Below are 23,248 nucleotides of genomic sequence, written 5' to 3'. Positions count from 1 at the left end.
CTTTTGCCCGCCTTGCAGCGCACACAGCAATACGCTACGCATTCTGGCGAATGCTCTGGAATTCCCGGCTAGCCTCCCCATTTCTCCTGAAATGTCGGTGGCTTGCCGGCCCCTCAACGATCTCATCGGGGACCACGCGATGGACGCAAAAACCAATACCAAATCCGCAACGCTGACAGTCGACGGCAAGAGCTTCGAACTGCCGATCCACAGCGGGACCGTCGGCCCTGATGTCATCGACATCGGCAAGCTCTACGCCCAGTCCGGGATGTTCACCTACGATCCCGGCTTCACCTCGACGGGCAGCTGCCAGTCCAAGATCACCTATATCGATGGCGATGCCGGTATCCTCGAATACCGCGGCTACCCCATCGAGCAGCTCGCCGAGAAGGGCGACTTCCTCGAGACCTGCTATCTGCTGCTATACGGGGAACTCCCGACCAAGGCGCAGAAGGCAAAGTTCGACGCATTGGTCACGAACCACACCATGGTTCACGACCAGATGAGCCGCTTCTTTCAGGGCTTCCGCCGCGACGCGCATCCGATGGCCGTGATGGTCGCATCGGTTGGCGCCCTCGCCGCTTTCTACCACGACTCAACTGATATCAACGATCCGAAGCAGCGCGACATCGCGTCGATCCGCATGATCGCCAAGATCCCGACGCTCGCGGCGATGGCCTACAAGTACACGATCGGTCAGCCCTTCGTGTATCCGACCAACTCGCTCGATTTCGCAGCGAACTTCATGAAGATGTGCTTCGCCGTGCCGTGCGAGGAGTACAAGGTCAATCCGGTGCTCGCCAAGGCGCTGGACAAGATCTTCACGCTGCACGCCGACCACGAGCAGAACGCATCGACCTCAACGGTCCGCATCGCCGGCTCATCGGGCGCCAATCCGTTCGCCTGCATCGCCGCCGGCATCGCCTGCCTGTGGGGTCCGGCGCATGGCGGCGCCAACGAAGCCGCATTGCAGATGCTCGCCGAGATCGGCACCGTCGACAAGATTCCGGAATTCATCGCCAAGGTGAAGGACAAGAATTCCAGCGTCCGCCTGATGGGCTTCGGTCACCGTGTCTACAAGAACTACGATCCGCGCGCCAAGCTGATGCAGCAGGCCTGCCACGAGGTTCTCAAGGAAACCGGTCACGGTGGCGACGAGATGCTCGCCGTTGCGATGGAGCTCGAGAAGATCGCGCTGTCGGACCAGTACTTCATCGACCGCAAGCTGTATCCGAATGTCGATTTCTATTCGGGCATCACGCTGAAGGCGATGGGCTTCCCGACCTCGATGTTCACCGTGCTGTTCGCGGTTGCCCGCACCGTTGGCTGGATCAGCCAGTGGAGCGAGATGATCGGCGATCCGCAGCAGAAGATCGGTCGTCCGCGCCAGCTCTACACGGGTGCTGCCCGCCGCGATTACGTAGATATCGCCAAGCGCGCCTAAGACCTCGTTTCGCAGAGTGCGAAAATCAAAACGGCGGATCGCAAGATCCGCCGTTTTTGTTTATTTCGCTGCAATCTCTTGAATTGAGGTCTTCAACTCTTCCGCATCGTAGCCAGCACGACATTGGCCGCACCGACGCTCGGCGACGCTTCGCCCGTCGCCATGATCCCGTCGAGCCGCGCCAGGGCTTCAATCTGACGGCGCCGCATGGGTGTGTCTGCCAGCACCTCTTGCAACGACGCCGCGAGCTTCTCCGGCGTGCAGTCTTCCTGGATGAACTCCGGAATGACGTTCTCGCCGATCACCAGATTGGCTAGGATGACCGACGATGATGTGATGCGGCGGCGGATGATCCAGGCCTCGACACTGCCGGCCTTGTAGGCGGTGACCATCGGCACGCCCGACAAGGCAAGCTCCAGCGTCACCGTCCCCGATTTGGCAAAGGCCGCATGCGCGATGCGGAACGCGGCGCGCTTCTCTGTTTCGCCCACAACGATTCGCGGCTGCACCGGCCACGCCTTGAGCGCTTCGGCGATGACCTCGACGAGATGCGGCATGGTCGGCAGGATCAGTTCGAATTGCGTGCCCTGCTTTTGCAGCAGATCGAGCGTGGCACCAAAGGTCGCCATGTGATGACGGATCTCGCTCCGACGGCTACCCGGCAGCACCAGCAGCACCGGCGGCTTCGTTTCGCGACGCGCCTGCTCTTCCGCATTAGGACGCAGCGCATCGATCTGCTCGATCAGGGGATGACCGACATAGGTGCATGGTGGACCACCGAGCCGCCGATGCGCCTCCGGCTCGAATGGCAGCAGCGCCAGCACATGGTTGACATAAGCACGCATCGCCTTCGCGCGCCCCGGCCGCCACGCCCACACCGTTGGCGACACATAGTTGACGACGGGAATGGAGGGATCGCGCTGGCGCACACGCTTGGCGACGCGATGGGTGAAGTCCGGGCTGTCGATGATGACCAGCACGTCGGGTCTGGCCCGCAAGACGTCCTCGGTCGCGAGCGTGATGAGCTTCAGGATCGACGGCAACTTCCGTAGGACGGCGGCAAGGCCGATGATGGAAAGCTCTTCGATAGGGAACAGTGACTGCAGACCTTCACGTGCCATCGACGAACCACCAACGCCTTCGAAGCGCACATCGTCGCCGAGCCGCTGGCGTAGCACCTTCATCAGCGCGGAGCCGAGACGGTCGCCGGATTCTTCGGTGGCGATGAGATAGATCGTCTCCGTCACGTCGGAAGTCCCGTTACGAAAAGACCTGCGGCATCGGCAGCGACAATCATCTGCTGCGGTTCGGCGACGATCGTATTGCCTGCGACGATGGCGATGCCGGCGAGCTTCGCAGCGGCAGCACGCTCGATGGTCCGCGGTCCCAATGTCGGCAGATCGAAACGCAGATCCTGACCGCTCTTCGGCGCCTTCACCAGTACACCCCGCCCTGCCTTGGCGCGAATACGTCCCTGCTCACGCAAGAGCGCCACGCGGGCCAGCAATCCATCGGTGCCTTCGATATCCTCGATCCCCACCACATGGCCGTCGATCACCACGGTCGCCTGGCCGATATCGAACGGGCTCAAGGCGCGCAAGACGTCGCGCCCACGCGCGATATCGGCTTCAGCATCTTGATCCGGTACGGCACGCGTCACGCTGCCTTCCGGCATCAGCACATCGGACGCGACGTCCTTGATCCCCAGCAGACGAAAACCTTCATGCTCGAACAGGCGGCTGATACTCGTCAGCAAATGATCGTCACCGCCGCGAAACGCGCGAAACACTTTCGGCATCACGCGAAGCGTTGCCCAGTCCAGCCTGATCTCGGAGATTGCCGGCCGTACCAGCGTGCCGATGAACGTGAGATCCCGGCAATTTTCGCTGCGCATCAGCTTCAGCAAACGGCCGAACTGGCCGATGGGAATCCAGTGGTGCTGAAATCGCGCCACCAGCGCCGGATCGCAGAACCCCTTCAGCGCGAACACGACAGGCTTGATGCCACGCGCCTGCAGCGAGTCCGCGACAGCGAAGGGCAACGAGCCGCCGCCGGCGATGATGCCGAACGGCGAGCCTATCGGCGGATGTGATTGCGGGTGCTGTATTTGAGCCTGGTCAGTCATGCTTCGCCCCGCGATACTCGAATTCAGGAACTGCTCTTGCTATCCTCGGGCAGGCACAGCGCGCGGTGCTTGGCGCCGGCGATGAATGTCAGGATTTCTGCAATCGCCGGATCGTCATTTGCCAAGGGCTGCACGCGCTCAAGCCGCTCGGCGAAGACGCCCGCGCCATGGAACAGCTTTTGATAGAACGAGCGCACGGCGGCGACGCGCTCCTTGGTGAACTTGCGGCGCTTCATGCCGATGATGTTGAGGCCTTCCAGCGCCGCATACTGACCATTCACAAGCCCGAACGGGATGATGTCACCGCGCACGCCGCAGATGCCGCCGACCATGACCTGGGAGCCAATGCGGGTGAACTGGTGCACGGCCGACAGCCCGCCCATGAAAACGAAATCGCCGATCTCGCAATGACCGCCAAGCGTCGCCGAGGTCGCGAAGATCACGTCGTTGCCGACGTGACAGTCATGGCCGACATGGGCGCAGTTCATGAAGTAGCCGCGATCGCCCACCGACGTAATGCCGCCACCGGCGACAGTGCCCGCATTCATGGTCACGGACTCGCGGATGGTACAGCCATTGCCGATGGTCAGCCTGGTCAGTTCTCCCTTGTAGCTGAGCGACTGCGGGGGCGTGCCTAATGACGCGAACGGATAGATTGTGCAGTTCTCGCCGATGCTCGTCTGCGCCGTCACGTTGACATGCGACAGCAGCTTTGTGCCTGCACCGATCGTGACATGCGGTCCGATAATGCAGAAGGGTCCGATTTCGGCGCCCTCGCCAATGACAGCACCATCCTCGATCCGCGCCGTCGGGTCGATCTTGCTCATCGAAACAGTCCAATCCCAGCCATCAAGCTGCCTACAAATATCTAGGTTTTTCCGTTGGTTAACGTGGGTTCCCGAGCCTGTCCAGTGACGTCTGATTGCGATCTGTTACGACACGTCTCATACCATGACTTACAAACGCATGATGCCATCGAGGTCTTCGATGGCATCATGCGCGTTCAGGTAGGTGCCAATCAGTCTGTCAGCATTGCACCGACATCGGCCTCGGCGACGACCTTGCCATTTACTTTGGCATCGCCATGGAACCACCACATCGCCTTTTTCCGGCCGATCAGGTGCAGATGATATTCGATCGTATCGCCAGGCATCACCGGCTTGCGAAACTTGCACTTGTCGATGGTGAGGAAATACACCGCACGCGGCTTCTCGGTGCCTTCGACGGACGAGATGCCGATCACGCCCGCTGTCTGCGCCATGCCTTCGATCATCAACACGCCGGGATAGACCGGGCGATCAGGGAAATGCCCGAGGAATGCCGGCTCGTTGATCGTGACGTTCTTGATACCAATGCCGCTGAAGTCCTTGCGGATGTTGACGACACGATCGATCAGAAGAAACGGATAGCGATGCGGAAGGGTCTTGAGGATAGTGTTGATGTCAACCGTCTCGATGATGATCGGCGATGCGCCATCGCTTGGTAAATCCTGGCTCATTCCCGCCCCTCGTCTTTCGTATCCTGCGTCGCCGCATCCGTTCCCGGCATGCTCTCGCGGGCGAGTTTCTCAACCGCGAGGATCTCGCGGAACCATTGCTTCGTCGGCCGGGCAAAGATGCCACCCCACCGCGCGCGCGGCGGAATGCTGTCTTTCACTCCGGCCATTGCGGCGACCTGCGCGCCATCGCCAATCGTAATGTGATTGTTGAGGCCCACCATGGCGCCCAGCGCGACGTTGTCGCCGATGGTCAGGCTGCCTGCAAGGCCACATTTCGCAGCGATCACACAGTGCCGTCCAATTGTCACATTGTGGCCGATCTGGACCTGATTGTCGATTTTGGTCCCCTCGCCAATCACGGTATCGCGCAGGCTGCCGCGGTCGATGGTGGTGCCGGCGCCGATCTCGACGTCGTTCTGGATCAGGACACGACCGGTCTGCGGGACCTTGATGTGCTTGTCCCGGCCGAATACGAAGCCAAAGCCGTCCTGGCCGAACTTGCAGCCGGGATGAACGAGTACGTTGTTGCCGATCAGTGTGAACTGCAGCGTGCTGCCAGCGCCGATATTGCAATCGCGGCCGATCTTGACCCCGGCCGCGATCACCGCGCCCGAGCCGATGACGGTGCCGGAACCGATCTCCACGTCCGGGCCGATCACGGCCAGCGGATCTACCGTAACGTCATCCTCGAGCTGAGCAGAGGGATGGATGACGGCGGATGCGGCGATGCCAGTAATGTCAAAGCCGGAGACCGGACGCAGCGTGTCCGCGTGCAGTTCACGCGCCAATTCCACGAAAGCCGCAAATGGCCGCTTGGCGCGCAGCACCGCCACGTGAGCCGGAATATCGCCCTTGAAGCTCTCGCTGACCAGGCAGGCACCAGCCTTGGTGTGGGTGAGCTGGTCGATGTAGCGGAGATTTTCGAAGAAGGTCAGGTGATGGGGGCCGGCCTCGTCGAGCGAGGCTACGCCAGTCACGACCTGGTCGGCCCGCGTCGGGTCGACCAGTCGTGCCTTCGTTGACGCGGCTATTTCAGCCAGCGTCAACGAAGGCGATTGCTTGAAGAACGTCGGCAGAACCATTCCACCCGTCGCGGTCCGGCCGGAGATCAAACTCAGAACGAAGTTCCGCCGCCGAACTTGAACTGCTGCACGCGATCATAGGCGCCCTTGGTGATCGGCACTGCGTAGTCGAAGCGCAGCGGACCAAACGGCGACTGCCAGATCAGGCCCACACCGACCGACGACCGGACGACATTGCCGTCGTCATAGGTCATACCGCTGCAGTTACCGACCGACGTCTGGGATGCCGGAGCGCAAACGCCAGGCATGCTTCCAGCCTTGAACGATTGCAGTTCACCCGTCTGCGCCCAAGTCGTCGGTCCCTGATAATCCCAGAGGCCGCCAGCATCGGCATAAACCGCGCCCTTGATGCCGACTTCCTTGGGCAGGAACCAGAACGGCATCTGCAATTCGGCCGAAGCACCCCAATACTTCGTGCCGCCAAGCGCGTCACCGTAGGATCCCAGCGCAACGTAGCTGATGTCACGCGGACCGATACCGTTCTGCGCGAAACCACGCACCAGGTTCGGACCCATCTGGAAGTGATCCAGCATGCGGATGTCTTCGCCGACCTTGTTCAGCATACCGCCCTGGACACGCAGCAAACCAACGATGTCGGCCACCAACGGGGTATAGTATTTCGCATCGATCGTGGTCTTGAGGTAGGTCACGTCGCCGCCGACGCCAGCGTAGTCCTGCTTGAACTCCAGGAACAGACCGTCGGTCGGGTTCTTGTTGTTGTCGAGGGTGTTGTAGTTCAGCGTGTAGCCGAGTGCCGAGGTCAGCGTCTTGCCACTGGCCAATTCGCGGCGAACCGGCAGCGACGACTCGCCATCGGCGTAACAGCCCCAAGTTCCGGAATTGGCCGCGTTAACGAAGCCGTTGCCAAACAACGAATTCAGATAGCCAGGCGTATTGGTCGCTGTCGGGCTGCCAGGCAGGTTGTTACAGTTGCTCAACGTCGCCGGGAGCGAAATCTCCTGCTGATAGACGGAGTAGCGCAGCTGCAGCGCGAGATCTTCACGCAGCTGGAAGCCGAGACGCGGGCTAAAGCCTAGCGTCTTGGTGTTGTACGAAATGTAGCTGTTGGACAGCTGCTCGCGCTGATAGAAATCGAGGCCAAGGGCCACGCGGTAGTCGAGCAGGTAAGGCTCGACGAAGGACAGCGAGTAGCCACGGGCATACTGGCCATACTGGACCGACGCCTTGGCAAACAGGCCACGACCGAGGAAGTTACGTTCCGAGACGCTGACTTCGCCGAGTGCACCGTCGGTGGTCGAGTAACCACCCGAGACCGAGAAGTCGCCGGTGGATTTTTCTTCCAGATCGACAACCAGGATCACGCGATCGCTGGATGAACCAGGCTCGGTCGTCACCTTCACGCTCTTGAAGAAGTCGAGGTTCTTCAGGCGGCGTTCGGCACGATCAACCAGCGCGCGGTTGTAAGCGTCGCCTTCTGCCAGATCGAATTCGCGGCGAATGACATAGTCACGGGTACGCGTGTTGCCGCGCACATTGATACGCTCGATATAGACGCGCGGGCCCTCTTCCACCGTGAAACCGATGGTGACGGTGTGAGATTCGAAATTGCGATCGCCACGCGGACGCACGACGGCAAAGGCGTAGCCGCGGCGAGACATTTCGATCTGCATTTCCTCGACCGACTTCTCCAGCGCTTCCGCGTTGTAGAGCGAACCGACGCCAACGCGCGAGAAGCTGCGGAGCGAGTTGGGATCGAACTGCGGAATGGTGGACGAGAAGTCGACCGACGACACGCGGTACTGCTGGCCTTCTTCGATCTTGAAGGTGACCAGGAAGCCCTTCTGGTTCGGGTCGTACTCGGTGAGCGCGGCGACGACCTGAACGTCGGCGAAGCCGTTCTTCAGGTAATAGCGGCGGATCAGGTCGCGATCGGCTTCGATACGGTCCGGATCATAGATATCGCCCGAAGCCAGGAAGCTCAGGAGATTCGATTCACGGGTCTTGATGACGTCCTTGAGGCGGTAGGACGAGTAATAGTTGTTGCCGATGAACTGGATCGACTTCACGCCGGTCTTCGCACCTTCGTTGATCGTGAAGATCAGGTCGACGCGGTTGTTCGGCTGCTCGATGAATTCCGGAACGACGCTGACGTCATAACGGCCGGAGCGACGATAGATTTCGGAGATGCGCTGCGCGTCTGCCTGCACCATCGGGCGCGACAGCGTCCCGCGCGGCTTCGACTGCACTTCGGCGTTCAGCTGGTCGTCCTTGACCTTCTTGTTACCTTCGAAGGCGACACGGCCAATGACCGGGTTTTCGACGACGCTGACGACCAGACGGCCACCGGCCTGATTGATCTTCACATCCTGGAACAGGCCGGTCTCGATGAGCGACTTGAGGCCGTCATCGATGGTGCCCTGATCCAGCCGGCCACTCGGGCCCGGACGGAAATAGGAGCGGATGGTCTCCACATCCACGCGACGATTGCCTTCAACAACAATCGAAGCGGCGGTCTGAGCCACGGCAGTCGAAGAAACGAGCGCAGCAGTCGCTGTAACGGCGACCGGCATGGCGACCAAGATCGAAGCAGCAAGAAGGCCGCCCCGGAAACCCCGCAAACCAAAAATCATGCGCAAAGCGCCCTTATCATTCCATCGCCAGCCCGCACCCCTACGGTCTGACAGAATCCCTTTAGTGGCCCAGCTTGTAGCCAATTTTACCTGACTGGCAAACGACCTTTCGCGCTGCAATTCTAATTTCATTCCAAGACGTTGCCCATCGGCCACGTTACCCCCAGCCTCGATCATGACGAAGCCAGGTGAAGAATGTCGTTATAGGTCGCAAATACCATCAACATCAGCACTAAACCGAGGCCAATGCGGAAGCCCATCTCCTGCGCGCGCTCCGACAGCGGACGCCCACGAACGGCTTCGACGGCATAGAACAAAAGATGACCGCCATCGAGAAGTGGCACCGGAAACAGGTTGAGAAGGCCGATCGAGATCGACAGAACCGCCGCCAGGTGAATCAGGGCGGTCAGGCCGATTGTCGCAACCTGCCCCGAGATCTGGGCGATTCGCATCGGACCGCCGATCTGGTCGGCCGCCTCGCGTCCGGTGAATACACCGCCGATATAGGCGATGGTGCGGTCCACGACGAACCAGGTTTCCTTGACGCCCAGCACGAAAGCGGTCGCCGGATTGACCCGCTCGGTGGTCGCTTCGCCAGCCGCTGTCGCGCGGGTAATGCCGAGGACGCCGAGACGATGGACGTTACCGAAGCTGTCTTTGACTTCGCGAAGTTCTGGCGTGCCCTTCAGCTCAACCGTGGCTTCGCCGCGCTTGACGCTGAAGGCCAGCTGCTCGCCAGCCTTGGTGCCGACGATGCGCTGCATGTCAGAGAAGCTGCCAATGACCTTGCCATCGATGGCCTTGATGATGTCGCCCGACTGGAACCCAGCCTTCTCGGCCGCGCTGCCCGCCTGAATGCTGTCGACCTTGGCGGTCGTGCTCGGCTTGCCAAAGAACGTGAACAGGCAGGTGAAAATGACGATCGCGAGGATGAAGTTGGCGATCGGACCAGCAGCCACGATGGCCGCACGCTGGCCAACCCGCTTGTGATGGAAGCTGCCCTTGCGCTCATCCGCCGTCATGCCTTCCAGCGCGGCGCTTGAGGGGGTCGAGGCTTCGCTCTCGTCGCCGAAGAACTTCACGTAGCCGCCAAGCGGAATCGCGGAAATCTTCCAGCGCGTGCCATGGCGATCGTTGAAGCCGGCGAGTTCAGGACCGAAGCCGAGCGAGAACGTTAGGACCTTAACGCCGTTCCAGCGGGCGACCAGGAAGTGGCCGAGTTCGTGGAAGAACACCACGATCGTCAGGACAAACAGAAAGGGGATGATATAGCCGATAAAGCCGTGGCTTAACGTATTGAAACTATGTTGGAAAAACTCAAGCATCCCGATCCCCTAACGCGAGGCCAAAGGCCTCGTCCCCAATGCTCTAGGATGCCTTTGCGGCAATTTGAGGCAAGAGGGTGGCAGCCATTTTTCTCGCTTTATGGTCAACAGCGATGGCGTCATCCGCCGACGACAACGGCGCCAAATTCCCTGCCCGCACCCATTCATTCATGGTGGCTTCGACCAGCCGTGCAATGGCGCCAAAGCGGATCTTCTGGGCGGTGAAGGCAGCCACGGCAATCTCGTTGGCCGCGTTGTAGACGGTGGTCGCACCGCTGCCGGTGCGCAGCGCGTCATAGGCCAGCTTCAGGCCAGGAAAGCGCGCGTAATCCGGTGCCTCGAAGGTCAGCGACCCGATCTTGGCAAGGTCGAGCGGCGCCGCCCGGCCCGGAATGCGGTCCGGCCAACCCAGGCAATGCGCGATCGGCGTGCGCATGTCGGGCGAACCGAGCTGCGCCATGACAGAATAATCGCGGAACTCCACCATGCCGTGGATGATCGACTGCGGGTGCACCAGCACGTCGATTTCGTCCGGCGCCAGCGCGAACAGATAGGACGCCTCGATCACTTCGAGACCCTTGTTCATCATCGACGCGGAGTCGATGGTAATCTTCTGCCCCATCGACCAGTTCGGATGTTTCAGCGCCTGCGCCAGCGTTGCCTGCTCGATATCGGCAGCAGCCCAGGTGCGGAACGGTCCGCCCGAGGCGGTGATGATGACGCGGGTCAGTTCCTCGCGGCTGCCGGAAGCCAGCGCCTGGAACAGCGCATTGTGCTCACTGTCCGCCGGCAGGATGCAGGCGCCGGCCTTGGCGGCGCGATCCATGAAGAAATCGCCGGCGCAAACGAGGCATTCCTTGTTGGCCAGTGCAACGGTGGCACCGCGATCAACGGCGGCGAGCGCGGGCTTTAAGCCGGCGGCGCCTGACACGGCGGCCATCAGCCAGTCGGCCGGCCGCTCCGCAGCCTCGACGATCGCGCTATCCCCTGCCCCGCTGGCGATGCCGGTGCCGGCGAGTGCCGCGCGAAGTTCGTCCAGCTTGGATTCATCGGCGACGGCCACGAAGCGCGCGTTGAACTCCTTGGCCAGCTTGACTACGCCTTCGACGTTCCCGTTCGCCGTCAAAGCCTCCACCTGGTACCGCTCGGGCGAGGCTCGTAGCAGATCCATGGTGCTGTCGCCGATCGAACCGGTCGCACCGAGGACAGTGATGCTGCGCAGACTGGACGCGGCGGGCTTGTTATTTCGCAGGGGAACAGCGCTCATCAAATCACCAAACCATAAGACCGCGGCCGACGCCATCTGCGCCGCCGCGTAAAAGACCGATCACCGCGGCAGCAACCACCGCGAACACGTAGCCATCCAGGCGATCCAGCAGACCGCCATGGCCAGGAATGATCTGGCTGGAGTCCTTGACGCCGAATTTGCGCTTCACTGCGGACTCGAAGAGATCACCAAGTTGCGACAGCACCGTCAGCACGGTTGCGATCATGAGCAGCGGCAGCAGGCTGCCCAAACCATTCATGGCAAAACCGGCAGCCACAGCAAGGCTGAGAACAAAACCGCCGATAGCGCCGGCCCATGTCTTCTTCGGACTGACGCGCGGCCACAGTTTCGGGCCGCCGATGCCGCGCCCGGCGAAATAGCCGCCGATATCGGTCATCCAGACCACCAACAGAATGAACATCAGGGCCGAGAAGCCCCAGACAGGATCGAGGCGCACGACAATGGACGCCGCAAACGCAGCCAAGGCATAGACGACGCCGAGCCCAATCCAGCCGACATGATTGCCGACAATGGTCCGCCATTCCAGGAAGAGACCAACCGACACCAGCGTCACGAGGCCGAACCACAGCCAGCCACCGGTATAGGCGGCGAAAATCGCGACGGGGATCAGCACCAGCGCGGCCAGGATGCGCATCAAGAGATTGCGCAGCCCCCGGTCATCCGCCTGCTTCGGCGTGCTGTCGTCCTGGGGCACGCCGGTCACGAACCGGTTTTCGCGGCGAGACCACCGAAGCGCCGCTCGCGGCGGGCATATTCGGCAATGGCGCTTTCCAGCGCGGCCTTATCGAAATCCGGCCAGTGGATCGGCACGAATACGAACTCGCTATAGGCAGCCTGCCACATCAGGAAGTTCGATAGCCGCTGTTCACCCGACGTGCGGATGATCAGGTCCGGGTCCGGAATATCAGGCGCGTCGAGATACTGGCCGAGCGTATCGACATTGATGCTTTCGGGCGTCCGCTTGCCCTCGGCAACCTCGCGCGCAAGGCGCTGCGCTGCCGTGGCGATCTCGTGCCGCGAGCCGTAGTTGAAGGCGACCACGAGATTGAGCTGAGTGTTGCCCCGCGTCAGGTCCTCGGCCTCTTTCAGCAATGACGCGATATCGGAATCGAGACCCTGGCGCTCTCCAATCACACGGACCCGCACGCCGTCGCGATGCAGGGTGGCAAGGTCGTTGCGGATGAAGCGACGCAGCAGGCCGAACAGATCGCTGATCTCGGATGCGGGCCGCGACCAGTTCTCGGAGCTGAACGAGAAGATCGTCAGATACTGGATGCCGAGTTCGTTGGATGCCCGCACCACACGGCGAAGTGCCTCGACGCCGCGGCGATGGCCTTCGGCGCGCGGAAGCCCCCGCGCTGCAGCCCAGCGCCCATTGCCGTCCATGATGATCGCGACATGCAAAGGCGTGGATCGGTCCGATCCATCATTTGCGGGCGCGGCGGCATTCGACATCGATTAAAATCCCCAGCCTATGGTCCGGCACATATGTGACCAATTTGCGGACCATACGCTTTTCAACAGCTTAAAAGCGGCTTCTGACGCTTAAACCGTCATGATTTCCTTTTCCTTAGCCGCCAGCAACTGATCGATTTCAGCGATTATGCTGTCCGTGACCTTCTGCACTTCGGTATCGTGGCGCTTCTGGTCGTCCTCGGAAATCTCGTGAGCCTTCTCGAGCTTCTTGATGATGTCGAGACCGTCGCGGCGGACGTGGCGCACGGCGACCTTGGCTGCCTCGGCATATTTATGCGCGACCTTCACGAGTTCCTTGCGGCGCTCGGTGTTCAATTCGGGAATGCGTAGCCGCAGAATCTGGCCTTCGGTTGCCGGGCTAAGGCCGAGATTGGAATCGACGATCGCCTTTTCCACCGCCTTGACCATCGACTTGTCCCAAACCTGCACCGACAGCAGGCGCGGCTCGGGAACGCTGACGGTCGCAACCTGGTTCAGCGGCATGTGGCTGCCATAGGCTTCCACCTGGACCGGCTCCAGCATCGAGGCTGCCGCACGTCCGGTGCGCAAGCCGCCAAGCTCATGCTTCAGCGACTGGGTCGAGCCCTGCATACGGCGCTTGAGGTCGTTGATGTCGAATGGGGCCATGGTGGCCATGCAGCTCTCCCTTGTATCCTGCTGGTGCGAAGCGGGTATGGCGCTCCGAACCCGTCTAAAATCAGCCCGCGACGATGGTGCCGCGGCCAGTACCAGTCAAAATGGCGCCGATCGAACCCGGTTCGGCGATCGAGAACACAATGATAGGCAGCGAGGTCTCGCGGGCAAGCGCGAAAGCCGTCGCATCCATGACTTTGTAGTTCCCCTCCACCGCCTGCGAATGGCTGAGACGCTCGAAGCGCGTCGCGTTAGGATCCTTCTTTGGATCGGCGCTGTACACGCCGTCCACATTGGTCGCCTTCAGCACGGCCGATGCGCCGATCTCGGCAGCGCGCAACACTGCGGTCGTGTCGGTGGTGAAGAACGGATTGCCGGTACCGCCGGCCAGCAGCACGATCCGGCCCTCGGACAGGTATTTGTGTGCGGCAGCACGTGTGAAGAGTTCGCAGACCTGCGGCATCACCATCGCCGACAGCGTGCGGGCCGGCACGGCGTGGCGCTCGATCGCAGCTTCCAGTGCCAGGCAGTTCATAACGGTAGCGAGCATGCCCATGCTATCGCCGGTCGGGCGCGACACACCACGCGAGGAGACTTCGACGCCGCGGAAAATATTGCCGCCACCGACGACGACCGCGACTTCGACACCAAGTTTCTGGGCTGCAATGAGATCGACGGCGATGCGGTCGATGGTCGGCTGATCGATACCGAATGACTGGCCTCCGGCGAAAGACTCACCCGAGACCTTGATCACGACGCGACGATAGAGCGGCTCACCCATGATGCGATCGCTTCCTTTCGAGGCGGCAGCTCCCGGCGTAGATCGCCGGGAGGTATTCCAATTCGTCTTACTTCTGGCCGCTGGCGGCGGCAACTTCGGCAGCGAAGTCCGAAGTCTGCTTCTCGATGCCTTCGCCGAGCGCGTAGCGCACAAAGCCAGCGAGCTTGATCGGCGCGCCAACCTTGCCTTCGGCTTCCTTGACGGCCTGCGCCACCGACTTACCGGTGTCGTGGATGAAGGCCTGATCCAGCAGGCAGACTTCCTTGTAATAGGTCTTCAGGCCGTTCTCGACGATCTTCTCAATCATCGCATCCGGCTTGCCCTGCTGGCGATACTTGTCCGCCATCACTTCCTTCTCGCGAGCAACGACGGCCGGATCGAGGCCGGCGGAGTCCAGCGCCTGCGGATTGGCAGCAGCGACATGCATCGCGATCTGTTTGCCGAGGGTGGCGAGCTCGTCAGCCTTGCCGGTGGATTCCAGCGCGACGATGATGCCCATCTTGCCGAGACCTTCGATCACGGCGTTATGCACGTAGCTCGACACGACGCCGGCCGAGACTTCCAGCGTCGCGGCGCGGCGCAGGGTCATGTTTTCGCCGATGGTGGCGATGGCCTCGGTGATCGCGGTCTCGACAGTGACGTCGCCAACCTTGTGCGCCTTGATGGCCTCAACATCGGAGCCGACCTTGAGCGCGACCTGGGCGATCATCTTGACCAGGCCCTGGAACTGATCGTTGCGCGCGACGAAGTCGGTCTCGGAATTGACTTCGACCACGACGCCCTTGTTGCCGGCAGTGAGAACGCCGATCAGGCCTTCGGCCGCGACGCGGTCAGCCTTCTTGGCGGCCTTGGACAGACCCTTCGCGCGCAGCCAGTCGATTGACGCCTGCATGTCGCCGTCATTGGCAGCCAGTGCGTTCTTGCAATCCATCATGCCGACGCCGGTGGTTTCGCGGAGGTCCTTGACCATCGCTGCAGTAATCGTTGCCATCGTTGAACCCTTTGCCTGTCAGGGCGCCTGCGAGCCAGCCGGTGCTGGTCAATCGCGTTACGCCGCAGGAACTATCATCGAGAGAAGTGTAGAGATGGAAAGTGCGGCCGGGATGACGGCCGCACAATAGTTTCTTGGCTGTCGCATCGGCATGATTTTGTCCGGAACCGGGACACCGGTTCCGGGATCACGCCTGCGCGTTACTCAGCTTCCGCCGTCAGACCCTTGGCCTGGGCGACCCAGCCGTCGGCACGGGCCGGAAGACCAACTTCTTCGCCAATCTTGTGGGCGGTGTCGTGATCGAGTTCGGCCAGCTGCCAGTAGTGGAAGATGCCGAGGTCGTTGAACTTCTTCTCGATCGCACCGGATACGCCGGTGAGCTTCTTGAGATCGTCGGCGGTGCCGCGCGGACCGGCCAGGCCCTGGAAGCCTGCTTCCGGAGCCGGGATGGCCTCAGCCACCGGGGCAGCCGATGCACCGATATCGAAGCCCGAGTCGCCCTGGGCACGCGAGATGCCGTCGATGACAGCGCGTGCGATCAGATCGCAATACAGCGACAGCGCACGGCCGGCGTCGTCGTTGCCCGGGACAACATAGGTGATGCCCTTCGGATCCGAGTTGGTGTCGACGATCGCCGCGACAGGGATACCCAGACGCTGGGCTTCCTGGATCGCGATGTCTTCCTTGTTGGTGTCGATCACGAAGATCAGGTCGGGCAGACCGCCCATGTCCTTGATGCCGCCCAGCGAGCGATCGAGCTTGTCGCGCTCGCGCTGCAGCGTCAGACGCTCCTTCTTGGTGTAGGCCGACGCGTCGCCGGAGTTCAGCACTTCGTCGAGGTGACGCAGACGCTTGATCGAACCGGAGATGGTCTTCCAGTTGGTCAGGGTGCCACCGAGCCAGCGCGAATTGACGAAGTACATCGCCGAGCGCTTCGCAGCTTCGGCAACGACGTCCTGCGCCTGGCGCTTGGTGCCGACGAACAGGATGCGGCCGCCCTTGGCGACGGTGTCGCTCACAGCCTTCAGCGCGGTGTGCAGCAACGGCACGGTCTGCGCGAGGTCGATGATGTGGATGTTGTTGCGTGCGCCGAAGATGTAATTCGCCATCTTCGGATTCCAGCGATGCGACTGGTGGCCAAAGTGGACGCCAGCTTCGAGCAGTTGACGCATAGAAAATTCGGGTAGTGCCATAGTATCAATTCTCCGGTTGTTTCCTCCGGAAGCGTGTGAGCAAACGAGCGTTCGGGCAGAGGATTCTGCCGTGCAGCCCGGATGCCACCGGACGGCGATTAAGCCATGCTTCCGTGTGAGATGGGCCGGCTTATAGCCGGATTCCCGGGATAAGCAAGGAAATCTGGTGGCTTCGGCCGGTTTACCGCGCGGGTTGCCAGCTCAAAGCGTTTCGACCATTTCCACCCCGGAAACCGCCTTGATGGCTCCGGCGATCTGCGGGGACACCTGGAACCGGCCTTCGAGCTTGAATTCGACCTCGGTTTGCAGGTCGAGGCGCAGGATCAGCGAGACGTCGCCTCCACCGGCGGCATTGCTCGGCTGCGGTTGGAGGCGTTTTACCAGCGAATCCAGTGCCTTGGTGTCCTTCATGGTCACCCTGAGCCCCTTCTGGGTCTTGGCAGCGGCGGCATCCAGAGGTTCCGCATGGAGAACCCGGGCCCGAACGTCCTCGCCCTGGAGTTCGGCACCGAGTTGCAGCAGCACCGCGGTACCTGGTTCCAGCACGTCGCGGTATTGGGCGAGCCCTTCGGAGAACAGCACCGCCTCGAAATGGCCGGTCGGGTCGGACAGACCCATGATGCCCATCTTGTTGCCGGTCTTGGTCCTCCGCTCCATGCGGGACACGACGGTAGCCGCCACCCTGCCCGCCGTAGCGCCGGTTTTGACCGCGCGGCAGAACTCGGCCCAACTCTGCACCCGCAGTCGCTTCAGGGCGGTCGCATAGTCATCGAGCGGATGGCCGGACAGGAAGAAGCCAATAGCGTCGTATTCCTTGCGCAGCTTCTCCGCCGCCAGCCAGTTGTCGATCTGCGGCAGCATGATGGTCGGCGCATCGGCCGCGCCGCCAAACATGTTTCCCTGACCGATTGTCGTATCCACGTGGGCGCTCTGGCAGGCGGCCAAAATAGCATCCGCGCCGCCATGCACGCGGGCACGATGTGGATCGAGCGTATCGAAGGCGCCGGCCGCAGCGAGTGTTTCGATGATGCGCTTGTTGACGGCGCGTGGGCTCACGCGCGACGCAAAGTCGGCAAGCGACGTGAACAAACCATTCTTGTTGCGCTCGGCGACGATCAGCTCGACGGCGCCAGCGCCGACGCCTTTCAACGCGGCCAGCGCATAATAGATCGTGTTGTCGCTGACCTCGAAGGTGACGCCCGAACGATTGATGTTTGGCGCCTCGACCTTGATACCGAGCCGCTGCGCCTCGGCGCGAAATTCCGACAGCTTGTCGGTGTTGCCCATGTCGAGCGTCATCGACGCCGCAATGAACTCCACCGGATAATGCGCCTTCATATAGGCGGTGTGATACGACACCAGGGCATAGGCCGCCGCGTGGCTCTTGTTGAAGCCATAGTCGGCGAATTTTGCCAGCAGATCGAAGATCGTATCGGCCTGCCCCTTCGGCACGCCGTTCTTGACAGAGCCTGCAACGAAGATCTCGCGCTGCTTTTCCATTTCGGCGCGGATCTTCTTGCCCATCGCGCGGCGCAGCAGGTCGGCGTCACCGAGCGAATAGCCGGCCATGACCTGCGCGATCTGCATCACCTGTTCCTGATAGATGATGACGCCGAAAGTTTCCTTCAGGATCGGCTCGATGATCGGATGCAGATATTCCGGCTCTTCATCGCCATGCTTGCGCGCGCAATAGGTCGGGATGTTCGCCATCGGGCCCGGACGATACAACGCGACGAGCGCGATGATGTCCTCGAAACGGTCGGGCCGCATGTCCACGAGCGCGCGCCGCATGCCCTGGCTTTCCACCTGGAACACGCCGACCACTTCACCGCGCGCCAGCATCTCGTAGCTCTTGGCGTCGGTAATCGGCGTGGTCGCAAGATTGACGTCAATATTGCGCTGCTTGAGTAGCTTCACGGCGACATCGAGCACCGTCAGCGTCTTCAGGCCGAGGAAGTCGAACTTCACGAGACCTGCTGGCTCAACCCATTTCATGTTGAACTGGGTGACCGGCATGTCCGATTTTGGATCGCGATACATCGGCACGAGCTGCGACAGCGGCCGGTCGCCAATCACGATGCCTGCGGCGTGGGTCGAAGCGTGGCGCGTCAGGCCCTCGAGACGCTGGGCGATATCGAAGGCTTTGGCGACGATTGGATCCTCGTCGCGGAGCGCCTGCAGCTTCGGCTCGCCTTCGATCGCCGCAGCCAAGGTCACAGGGGCCGCAGGATTTTGCGGCACCAGCTTGGTCAGCTTGTCGACCTGGCCATAGGGCATCTGCAGCACACGGCCGACGTCGCGCAACACGCCGCGCGCCTGCAGCGTACCGAAGGTGATGATCTGTGCGACCTGATCGCGGCCGTAGCGCTGCTGCACATAGGAGATCACCTCGCCGCGACGATCCTGGCAGAAGTCGATGTCGAAGTCCGGCATCGAGACGCGTTCCGGATTGAGGAAGCGTTCGAACAGAAGATTGAACTGCAAGGGATCGAGATCGGTGATGGTCAAGACCCAGGCGACCAGCGAGCCGGCGCCCGAACCGCGGCCCGGCCCCACCGGAATGCCCTGTGCTTTCGCCCATTTGATGAAGTCGGACACGATCAGGAAGTAACCCGCATAGTTCATGCGGGAGATGACGTTAAGTTCGAAGTCGAGCCGCGCGTGGTATTCCTCCTCGCTCTTGCCCTGTGACACGCCGTGGATCTCGAGACGCTTGCGCAGCCCCTCCTCGGCCTGACGGCGCAACTCGTCGGATTCCTCCTGGGCCGCGCCTTCGGCGTTACTGCCGGCACCGACCGTGAAGCGCGGCAGGATCGGCTTGCGTGTCTTCGGCCGGAACGAGCAGCGCTCGGCGATTTCGACGGTTGATGCCAATGCCTCGGGAATGTCGGCAAACAGAACCGCCATTTCGGCGCGGGTCTTGAAACGATGATCGGTGGTGAGCTGCTCGCGGTCCGTTTCGGCAATGATCCTGCCGCCGGCAATGCACAGCAGTGCGTCATGGGCCTCGTAATCGTCGGCCGCAGCAAAGTACGGCTCGTTGGTCGCCACCAGCGGCAGACCCTTGGCGTAAGCCAAGTCTATCAAACCCGCTTCGGCGCGGCGCTCCTTCTCTGCGCCATGACGCTGCAGTTCGATGTAGAGCCGATCGCCGAATAGCGATGCGAGTCGGTCGCAACGCGCAGCGGCAAGCGCGGATTGATCGGCAAGCAGCGCCTGATTGATCGGACCGTCAGGACCGCCACTCAACGCGATCAGGTCTTCTGTTTCCTCCAGCAGCCATTCCAGCTTGATGTGGGGCGCATGATTGACCGGGGTTTCCAGAAACGCGCGCGAGTTGAGTTTCATCAGGCTCTGATAGCCGCGCTCCTTGGCGGCCAGCAGCACAATGCGCGGCATCACGGCGTTCAGCGCGTTACGGGCGTTGGGATCTTGGTCGCCGAAATCGATGGCGACCTCGCAGCCGGTGATCGGCTGAATGCCGTAGCCCACCAGCTTCTCGGAGAATTCCAGCGCGCCAAACATGTTGTCGCTGTCGGTCAGCGCCAGCGCCGGCTGGTGGTCGGCCTTCGCCAGTTCCGCCAGTTTCTGGATCTTGATCGAGCCCTTCAGCAGCGAATAGGCCGAATGCACGTGCAGATGGACAAATCCGGCATTCGACGCGGCGGCGGGCTTCTGACTCATGGCGTGGGGCGTTCCGGACTTTGCAGCGCCCGATCTGGGCAGTCATCGACACTGGGGATCGCGGCAGCCTGTTCAGGCCGACTCGCTGCCCTATGGTGATGCCTGCCCCCGGCCAAGTCCATGTGAAACCCGCTCGGGCCCGGAAGCGTCCCCGCATTCCCAAGGGAATGCCTGTCATTTCCTAGGGAATACTTGTCATTCCCCGGGAGCGTTCCCGTATCCGCCGGAGAGTGCTTCCCCGGTGTTCCGGCGCCAGCTTCGCAGCCAGCGTCCGGGAGCAGGATCACAGCTGGGGGATCAGTTGCGCCCAAACTGCGATCATGCCGACGAACAGAACGATCGATGCCAGTGCAGCGGCTTCTTCAACAAAGGTCTTCAACATGGTGGCCTCCGTGATCTCTGGAACATATGAAGAACACTGTTCTCATTCTGTTCCTGAGTCAAGCAGCCGATCCGGGCGCGTCGCGCCTCATATTCCGAATGGTTAAGACGGCGAGCCGGCACGCTTTGCGCCCAGCGAGCCAATTCCCTCCTCGCCGGAATCACCTGCGCCGTATTGCGTCGCCTGTGCCGAACAAGCCCTGTTACGGCATGTTTCCGGCGCCAGATGCGGAGCGGAATCCGGCTTTGTGAGTTGACGAATACCTCTCGGACCGGCTTTGTGCCGGTCAGAGATCACATGCAGCCGGCCATCTGAGTCGGCAGGAGAATTCGATGCGCGCAGCCCTGCTTGCTCTGGTCGCCCTCGGCGCCCTCTCGGCCCTCACCGTTACGCCCGCCGCAGCACAGCGCACCGATCCCGGCCCGTTCTCGTTCAACACGCCGAGCGGTTATCCGTTCTGCATGCGCTCCCTCTATGATGACGACGACTGCAGCTACCGCACCTATGCGCAGTGCGCCGCGACGGCATCGGGCATCGGCCTGACCTGCTTTGCCAATCCGGCGCTGGCCTATGCGCAGACCTACGCGCCGCAGCAGCCGCGCGTGAAGCGCAAGCGTAAGAGCAGCTACTGAGCGACGGCGCCGTCCGCGGCGCCTCGCTTTTTCCCTCTCAAATGAAACGAGTGGCGGGGTCAGTCGAGTTCGACGACCTTGCCGTTTTCCAGCGACACCCGCCGATCCATACGGCCGGCCAGTTCCATGTTGTGGGTCGCGATCAGCATCGCCACCTTGGTCGCCTTCACCAGCTGCATCAGCGCCTTGAAGACGTGATCCGCGGTGTGCGGATCGAGATTGCCCGTCGGCTCGTCGGCAAACAACACGCGCGGTGCATTGGCCACCGCGCGGGCAATCGCAACGCGTTGCTGCTCGCCGCCCGACAGCTCCGCAGGGCGATGGGTGATGCGTTCGGCCAGACCCAGATAGGCCAGGATTTCCTTGGCGCGGGCGACCGTCTCGGAGCGCTTCAAGCCACGGATCATCTGCGGCAGCATGACGTTTTCCAGCGCGGTGAATTCCGGCAGCAACCGATGTGACTGGTAGACGAAGCCGATATCGGTGCGGCGGATCTGGGTGCGCTCGGTGTCCGACAGGCCCGAGGTCGCGGTGCCGCCGACATAGACCTCGCCGTCATCCGGGCTCTCGAGCAGGCCGGCAATATGCAGCAGCGTCGACTTGCCCGAGCCGGACGGCGCCACCAGCGCGACAGACTGCCCCGCCCACAATGCCAGCTTGGCATTGTCGAGAATGGTCAGAACGCTTTCGCCCTGGGTGTATTGCCGCTTGATGTCGTGGAGATAGACCACCGGTACATCATCTGCCCCTTGCGCCATATCAGTCACTCACTCGTATCTTAGCGCATCGACGGGATCGAGGCGCGCGGCGCGCCACGACGGGTAGAGGGTCGCCAGGAACGACAGCGTCAGCGCCATGATGACCACCGCGCTGGTTTCGCCGACGTCGACCTCGGCCGGCAGCTTGGACAGGAAATACAGTTCCGGCGAGAACAGCTCCGTGGATGTCATCCAGGAGATGAATTGCCGGATCGTCTCGATGTTGAAGCAGACCAGTAGTCCAACGAAGAAGCCGACCAGCGTGCCGACCACGCCGATCGCAGCACCCGTGATCAGGAACACCCGCATGATCGAGCCTTGAGAGGCGCCCATGGTGCGCAGGATCGCGATGTCGCTGCCCTTGTCCTTCACCAGCATGATCAGGCCGGAGACGATGTTCAGCGCCGCCACCAGTACGATCAGCGTCAGGATCAGGAACATGACGTTGCGCTCGACCTGCAGCGCATTGAAGAAGGTCGAGTTGCGCTGCCGCCAGTCGACGATGAAGATCGGCCGCCCGGCCGTCTCGGTCACGAGCTTGCGATACTCGTCGATCCTGTCGGGATTGTTGGTGTAGACCTCGATGGAGGTCACGTCAGAGGGGCGATTGAAGTATGTCTGCGCCTCGGCCAATGGCATGAACACGAAGGTCGAGTCATATTCCGACATGCCGATCTCGAAGACGGCAGCAACCTTGTAGGGCTTGATGCGCGGGGTCGTGCCCATCGGGGTCACCGCCCCCTTCGGCGAGATCAACGTGATCATGTCGCCGGCATGGATCGAGAGTTGATCCGCCAGCCGCCGACCGATCGCTACACCCTGCCCGTCATCGAAGCCTTCGAGCGTGCCCTGCTTGATGTTCTTGGCGATCGACGTGAGGTTATTGAGATCGCCAGAGCGGATACCGCGGATAAAGATGCCGGCAGCACCGAACGCGGATGATCCCAGTCCCTGGCCATCCACGACCGGCGCCGCGAGACGAATGCCATTCACGCCGCTGATGCGGTCGGCGACATCCTTCCAGTCGGTCAGCGGGCTTTCCAGAGGCTGCACCAGCAGATGCCCGTTGAGGCCGAGGATCTTGTCGAGCAGTTCCTTGCGGAAGCCGTTCATCACGGCCATCACGATGATCAGCGTGGCAACGCCGAGCATGATGCCGAGGAACGAGAAGCCGGCAATGACAGAGATGAATCCCTCTTTACGGCGCGCACGGAGATAGCGTCCGGACAGCAGCCATTCGAAGGCGGCGAAGGGTGGGGTTCGAACTGGCTCGCTCATGGCATCATCCATCGCCCGACTCCCATACGAATCGGGCTTATTCTAGCCGCATCGTGAGTGATGCGGCGACCACGCAGTGGATAAGTC

Annotated in this window: 19 protein-coding genes; 2 read left to right on the top strand and 17 right to left on the bottom strand. The window is 61.7% G+C overall.

The window, feature by feature from the left end; all coding sequences use genetic code 11:
* The first annotated feature begins 139 nt into the window (after positions 1 to 139).
* Positions 140 to 1,444, top strand: a complete 1,305-nt coding sequence (gltA, locus tag AB7813_RS02690; RefSeq protein ID WP_089264726.1) for a citrate synthase — start codon at positions 140 to 142, stop codon at positions 1,442 to 1,444.
* Between the two features lie 92 nt (positions 1,445 to 1,536).
* Here gltA and lpxB read toward each other — a convergent pair whose 3' ends face one another.
* The 15 genes from lpxB to dnaE form a co-directional block, all read right to left on the bottom strand.
* Positions 1,537 to 2,691, bottom strand: coding sequence for a lipid-A-disaccharide synthase (lpxB, locus tag AB7813_RS02685; protein ID WP_439063770.1), 1,155 nt, complete (start codon positions 2,689 to 2,691; stop codon positions 1,537 to 1,539).
* On the bottom strand, positions 2,688 to 3,569 hold the full coding sequence (locus AB7813_RS02680; protein WP_089264538.1) for an LpxI family protein: 882 nt from the start codon (positions 3,567 to 3,569) through the stop codon (positions 2,688 to 2,690). The genes lpxB and AB7813_RS02680 overlap by 4 nt, the downstream gene beginning before the upstream one ends.
* Positions 3,570 to 3,592: 23 nt before the next feature.
* The gene (lpxA, locus tag AB7813_RS02675; protein ID WP_439063769.1) at positions 3,593 to 4,396 is read right to left on the bottom strand and encodes an acyl-ACP--UDP-N-acetylglucosamine O-acyltransferase; all 804 of its coding nucleotides are present in this window, start codon (positions 4,394 to 4,396) and stop codon (positions 3,593 to 3,595) included.
* A 191-nt stretch (positions 4,397 to 4,587) separates the two neighbouring features.
* Positions 4,588 to 5,067: a 3-hydroxyacyl-ACP dehydratase FabZ gene (gene fabZ, locus AB7813_RS02670; RefSeq protein ID WP_068730861.1), complete on the bottom strand. Its 480-nt coding sequence runs from the start codon at positions 5,065 to 5,067 to the stop codon at positions 4,588 to 4,590.
* The gene (gene lpxD / locus AB7813_RS02665) at positions 5,064 to 6,149 is read right to left on the bottom strand and encodes a UDP-3-O-(3-hydroxymyristoyl)glucosamine N-acyltransferase (protein ID WP_439063768.1); all 1,086 of its coding nucleotides are present in this window, start codon (positions 6,147 to 6,149) and stop codon (positions 5,064 to 5,066) included. The genes fabZ and lpxD overlap by 4 nt, the downstream gene beginning before the upstream one ends.
* A gap of 32 nt (positions 6,150 to 6,181) precedes the next feature.
* Positions 6,182 to 8,740, bottom strand: coding sequence for an outer membrane protein assembly factor BamA (gene bamA, locus AB7813_RS02660; RefSeq protein ID WP_439063767.1), 2,559 nt, complete (start codon positions 8,738 to 8,740; stop codon positions 6,182 to 6,184).
* A gap of 173 nt (positions 8,741 to 8,913) precedes the next feature.
* The gene (gene rseP, locus AB7813_RS02655; protein WP_439063766.1) at positions 8,914 to 10,065 is read right to left on the bottom strand and encodes an RIP metalloprotease RseP; all 1,152 of its coding nucleotides are present in this window, start codon (positions 10,063 to 10,065) and stop codon (positions 8,914 to 8,916) included.
* Between the two features lie 43 nt (positions 10,066 to 10,108).
* Positions 10,109 to 11,332, bottom strand: coding sequence for a 1-deoxy-D-xylulose-5-phosphate reductoisomerase (gene dxr / locus AB7813_RS02650; RefSeq protein WP_093758765.1), 1,224 nt, complete (start codon positions 11,330 to 11,332; stop codon positions 10,109 to 10,111).
* A gap of 4 nt (positions 11,333 to 11,336) precedes the next feature.
* Positions 11,337 to 12,047: a phosphatidate cytidylyltransferase gene (locus tag AB7813_RS02645; protein WP_439064617.1), complete on the bottom strand. Its 711-nt coding sequence runs from the start codon at positions 12,045 to 12,047 to the stop codon at positions 11,337 to 11,339.
* A gap of 5 nt (positions 12,048 to 12,052) precedes the next feature.
* Entirely contained in the window at positions 12,053 to 12,808 is a 756-nt protein-coding gene (locus AB7813_RS02640) for an isoprenyl transferase (protein ID WP_068730865.1), read from the bottom strand.
* A 90-nt stretch (positions 12,809 to 12,898) separates the two neighbouring features.
* The gene (gene frr, locus AB7813_RS02635) at positions 12,899 to 13,456 is read right to left on the bottom strand and encodes a ribosome recycling factor (protein WP_374725665.1); all 558 of its coding nucleotides are present in this window, start codon (positions 13,454 to 13,456) and stop codon (positions 12,899 to 12,901) included.
* Between the two features lie 70 nt (positions 13,457 to 13,526).
* The gene (pyrH, locus tag AB7813_RS02630; protein ID WP_068730867.1) at positions 13,527 to 14,243 is read right to left on the bottom strand and encodes a UMP kinase; all 717 of its coding nucleotides are present in this window, start codon (positions 14,241 to 14,243) and stop codon (positions 13,527 to 13,529) included.
* 67 nt (positions 14,244 to 14,310) lie between these two features.
* Entirely contained in the window at positions 14,311 to 15,234 is a 924-nt protein-coding gene (gene tsf, locus AB7813_RS02625) for a translation elongation factor Ts (protein ID WP_093758766.1), read from the bottom strand.
* A gap of 200 nt (positions 15,235 to 15,434) precedes the next feature.
* Positions 15,435 to 16,427: a 30S ribosomal protein S2 gene (locus tag AB7813_RS02620; protein ID WP_068730869.1), complete on the bottom strand. Its 993-nt coding sequence runs from the start codon at positions 16,425 to 16,427 to the stop codon at positions 15,435 to 15,437.
* Between the two features lie 201 nt (positions 16,428 to 16,628).
* Positions 16,629 to 20,111 (bottom strand): DNA polymerase III subunit alpha, encoded by a 3,483-nt coding sequence (gene dnaE, locus AB7813_RS02615; protein ID WP_089264548.1) that lies wholly within the window; start codon positions 20,109 to 20,111, stop codon positions 16,629 to 16,631.
* A 714-nt stretch (positions 20,112 to 20,825) separates the two neighbouring features.
* On the opposite strand from dnaE, the gene AB7813_RS02610 reads away from it, so the two are divergent.
* The gene (locus AB7813_RS02610; protein WP_175367092.1) at positions 20,826 to 21,125 is read left to right on the top strand and encodes a DUF3551 domain-containing protein; all 300 of its coding nucleotides are present in this window, start codon (positions 20,826 to 20,828) and stop codon (positions 21,123 to 21,125) included.
* A 59-nt stretch (positions 21,126 to 21,184) separates the two neighbouring features.
* Here the strand turns inward: AB7813_RS02610 and AB7813_RS02605 are convergent, their stop codons facing one another.
* Positions 21,185 to 21,883, bottom strand: a complete 699-nt coding sequence (locus tag AB7813_RS02605) for an ABC transporter ATP-binding protein (RefSeq protein ID WP_068730961.1) — start codon at positions 21,881 to 21,883, stop codon at positions 21,185 to 21,187.
* A 9-nt stretch (positions 21,884 to 21,892) separates the two neighbouring features.
* Positions 21,893 to 23,173: a lipoprotein-releasing ABC transporter permease subunit gene (locus AB7813_RS02600; protein WP_439058219.1), complete on the bottom strand. Its 1,281-nt coding sequence runs from the start codon at positions 23,171 to 23,173 to the stop codon at positions 21,893 to 21,895.
* Positions 23,174 to 23,248: the final 75 nt, after the last annotated feature.

This window comes from Tardiphaga sp. 20_F10_N6_6 (assembly GCF_052076045.1).
Taxonomy (GTDB): domain Bacteria; phylum Pseudomonadota; class Alphaproteobacteria; order Rhizobiales; family Xanthobacteraceae; genus Tardiphaga; species Tardiphaga robiniae.
This window is presented reverse-complemented; position numbering and strand designations above follow the sequence as displayed.

Excerpts from the sequence above, each read along its gene's own strand:
- gltA (WP_089264726.1), top strand. The coding sequence starts at position 140 with ATGGACGCAAAAACCAATACCAAATCCGCAACGCTGACAGTCGACGGC.
- tsf (WP_093758766.1), bottom strand. The coding sequence starts at position 15,234 with ATGGCAACGATTACTGCAGCGATGGTCAAGGACCTCCGCGAAACCACC.
- dxr (WP_093758765.1), bottom strand. The coding sequence starts at position 11,332 with ATGAGCGCTGTTCCCCTGCGAAATAACAAGCCCGCCGCGTCCAGTCTG.
- fabZ (WP_068730861.1), bottom strand. The coding sequence starts at position 5,067 with ATGAGCCAGGATTTACCAAGCGATGGCGCATCGCCGATCATCATCGAG.
- lpxD (WP_439063768.1), bottom strand. The coding sequence starts at position 6,149 with ATGGTTCTGCCGACGTTCTTCAAGCAATCGCCTTCGTTGACGCTGGCT.
- AB7813_RS02600 (WP_439058219.1), bottom strand. The coding sequence starts at position 23,173 with ATGGATGATGCCATGAGCGAGCCAGTTCGAACCCCACCCTTCGCCGCC.
- rseP (WP_439063766.1), bottom strand. The coding sequence starts at position 10,065 with ATGCTTGAGTTTTTCCAACATAGTTTCAATACGTTAAGCCACGGCTTT.
- AB7813_RS02680 (WP_089264538.1), bottom strand. The coding sequence starts at position 3,569 with ATGACTGACCAGGCTCAAATACAGCACCCGCAATCACATCCGCCGATA.
- AB7813_RS02605 (WP_068730961.1), bottom strand. The coding sequence starts at position 21,883 with ATGGCGCAAGGGGCAGATGATGTACCGGTGGTCTATCTCCACGACATC.
- AB7813_RS02640 (WP_068730865.1), bottom strand. The coding sequence starts at position 12,808 with ATGTCGAATGCCGCCGCGCCCGCAAATGATGGATCGGACCGATCCACG.
- AB7813_RS02610 (WP_175367092.1), top strand. The coding sequence starts at position 20,826 with ATGCGCGCAGCCCTGCTTGCTCTGGTCGCCCTCGGCGCCCTCTCGGCC.
- lpxA (WP_439063769.1), bottom strand. The coding sequence starts at position 4,396 with ATGAGCAAGATCGACCCGACGGCGCGGATCGAGGATGGTGCTGTCATT.
- pyrH (WP_068730867.1), bottom strand. The coding sequence starts at position 14,243 with ATGGGTGAGCCGCTCTATCGTCGCGTCGTGATCAAGGTCTCGGGTGAG.
- dnaE (WP_089264548.1), bottom strand. The coding sequence starts at position 20,111 with ATGAGTCAGAAGCCCGCCGCCGCGTCGAATGCCGGATTTGTCCATCTG.
- AB7813_RS02620 (WP_068730869.1), bottom strand. The coding sequence starts at position 16,427 with ATGGCACTACCCGAATTTTCTATGCGTCAACTGCTCGAAGCTGGCGTC.
- bamA (WP_439063767.1), bottom strand. The coding sequence starts at position 8,740 with ATGATTTTTGGTTTGCGGGGTTTCCGGGGCGGCCTTCTTGCTGCTTCG.
- frr (WP_374725665.1), bottom strand. The coding sequence starts at position 13,456 with ATGGCCCCATTCGACATCAACGACCTCAAGCGCCGTATGCAGGGCTCG.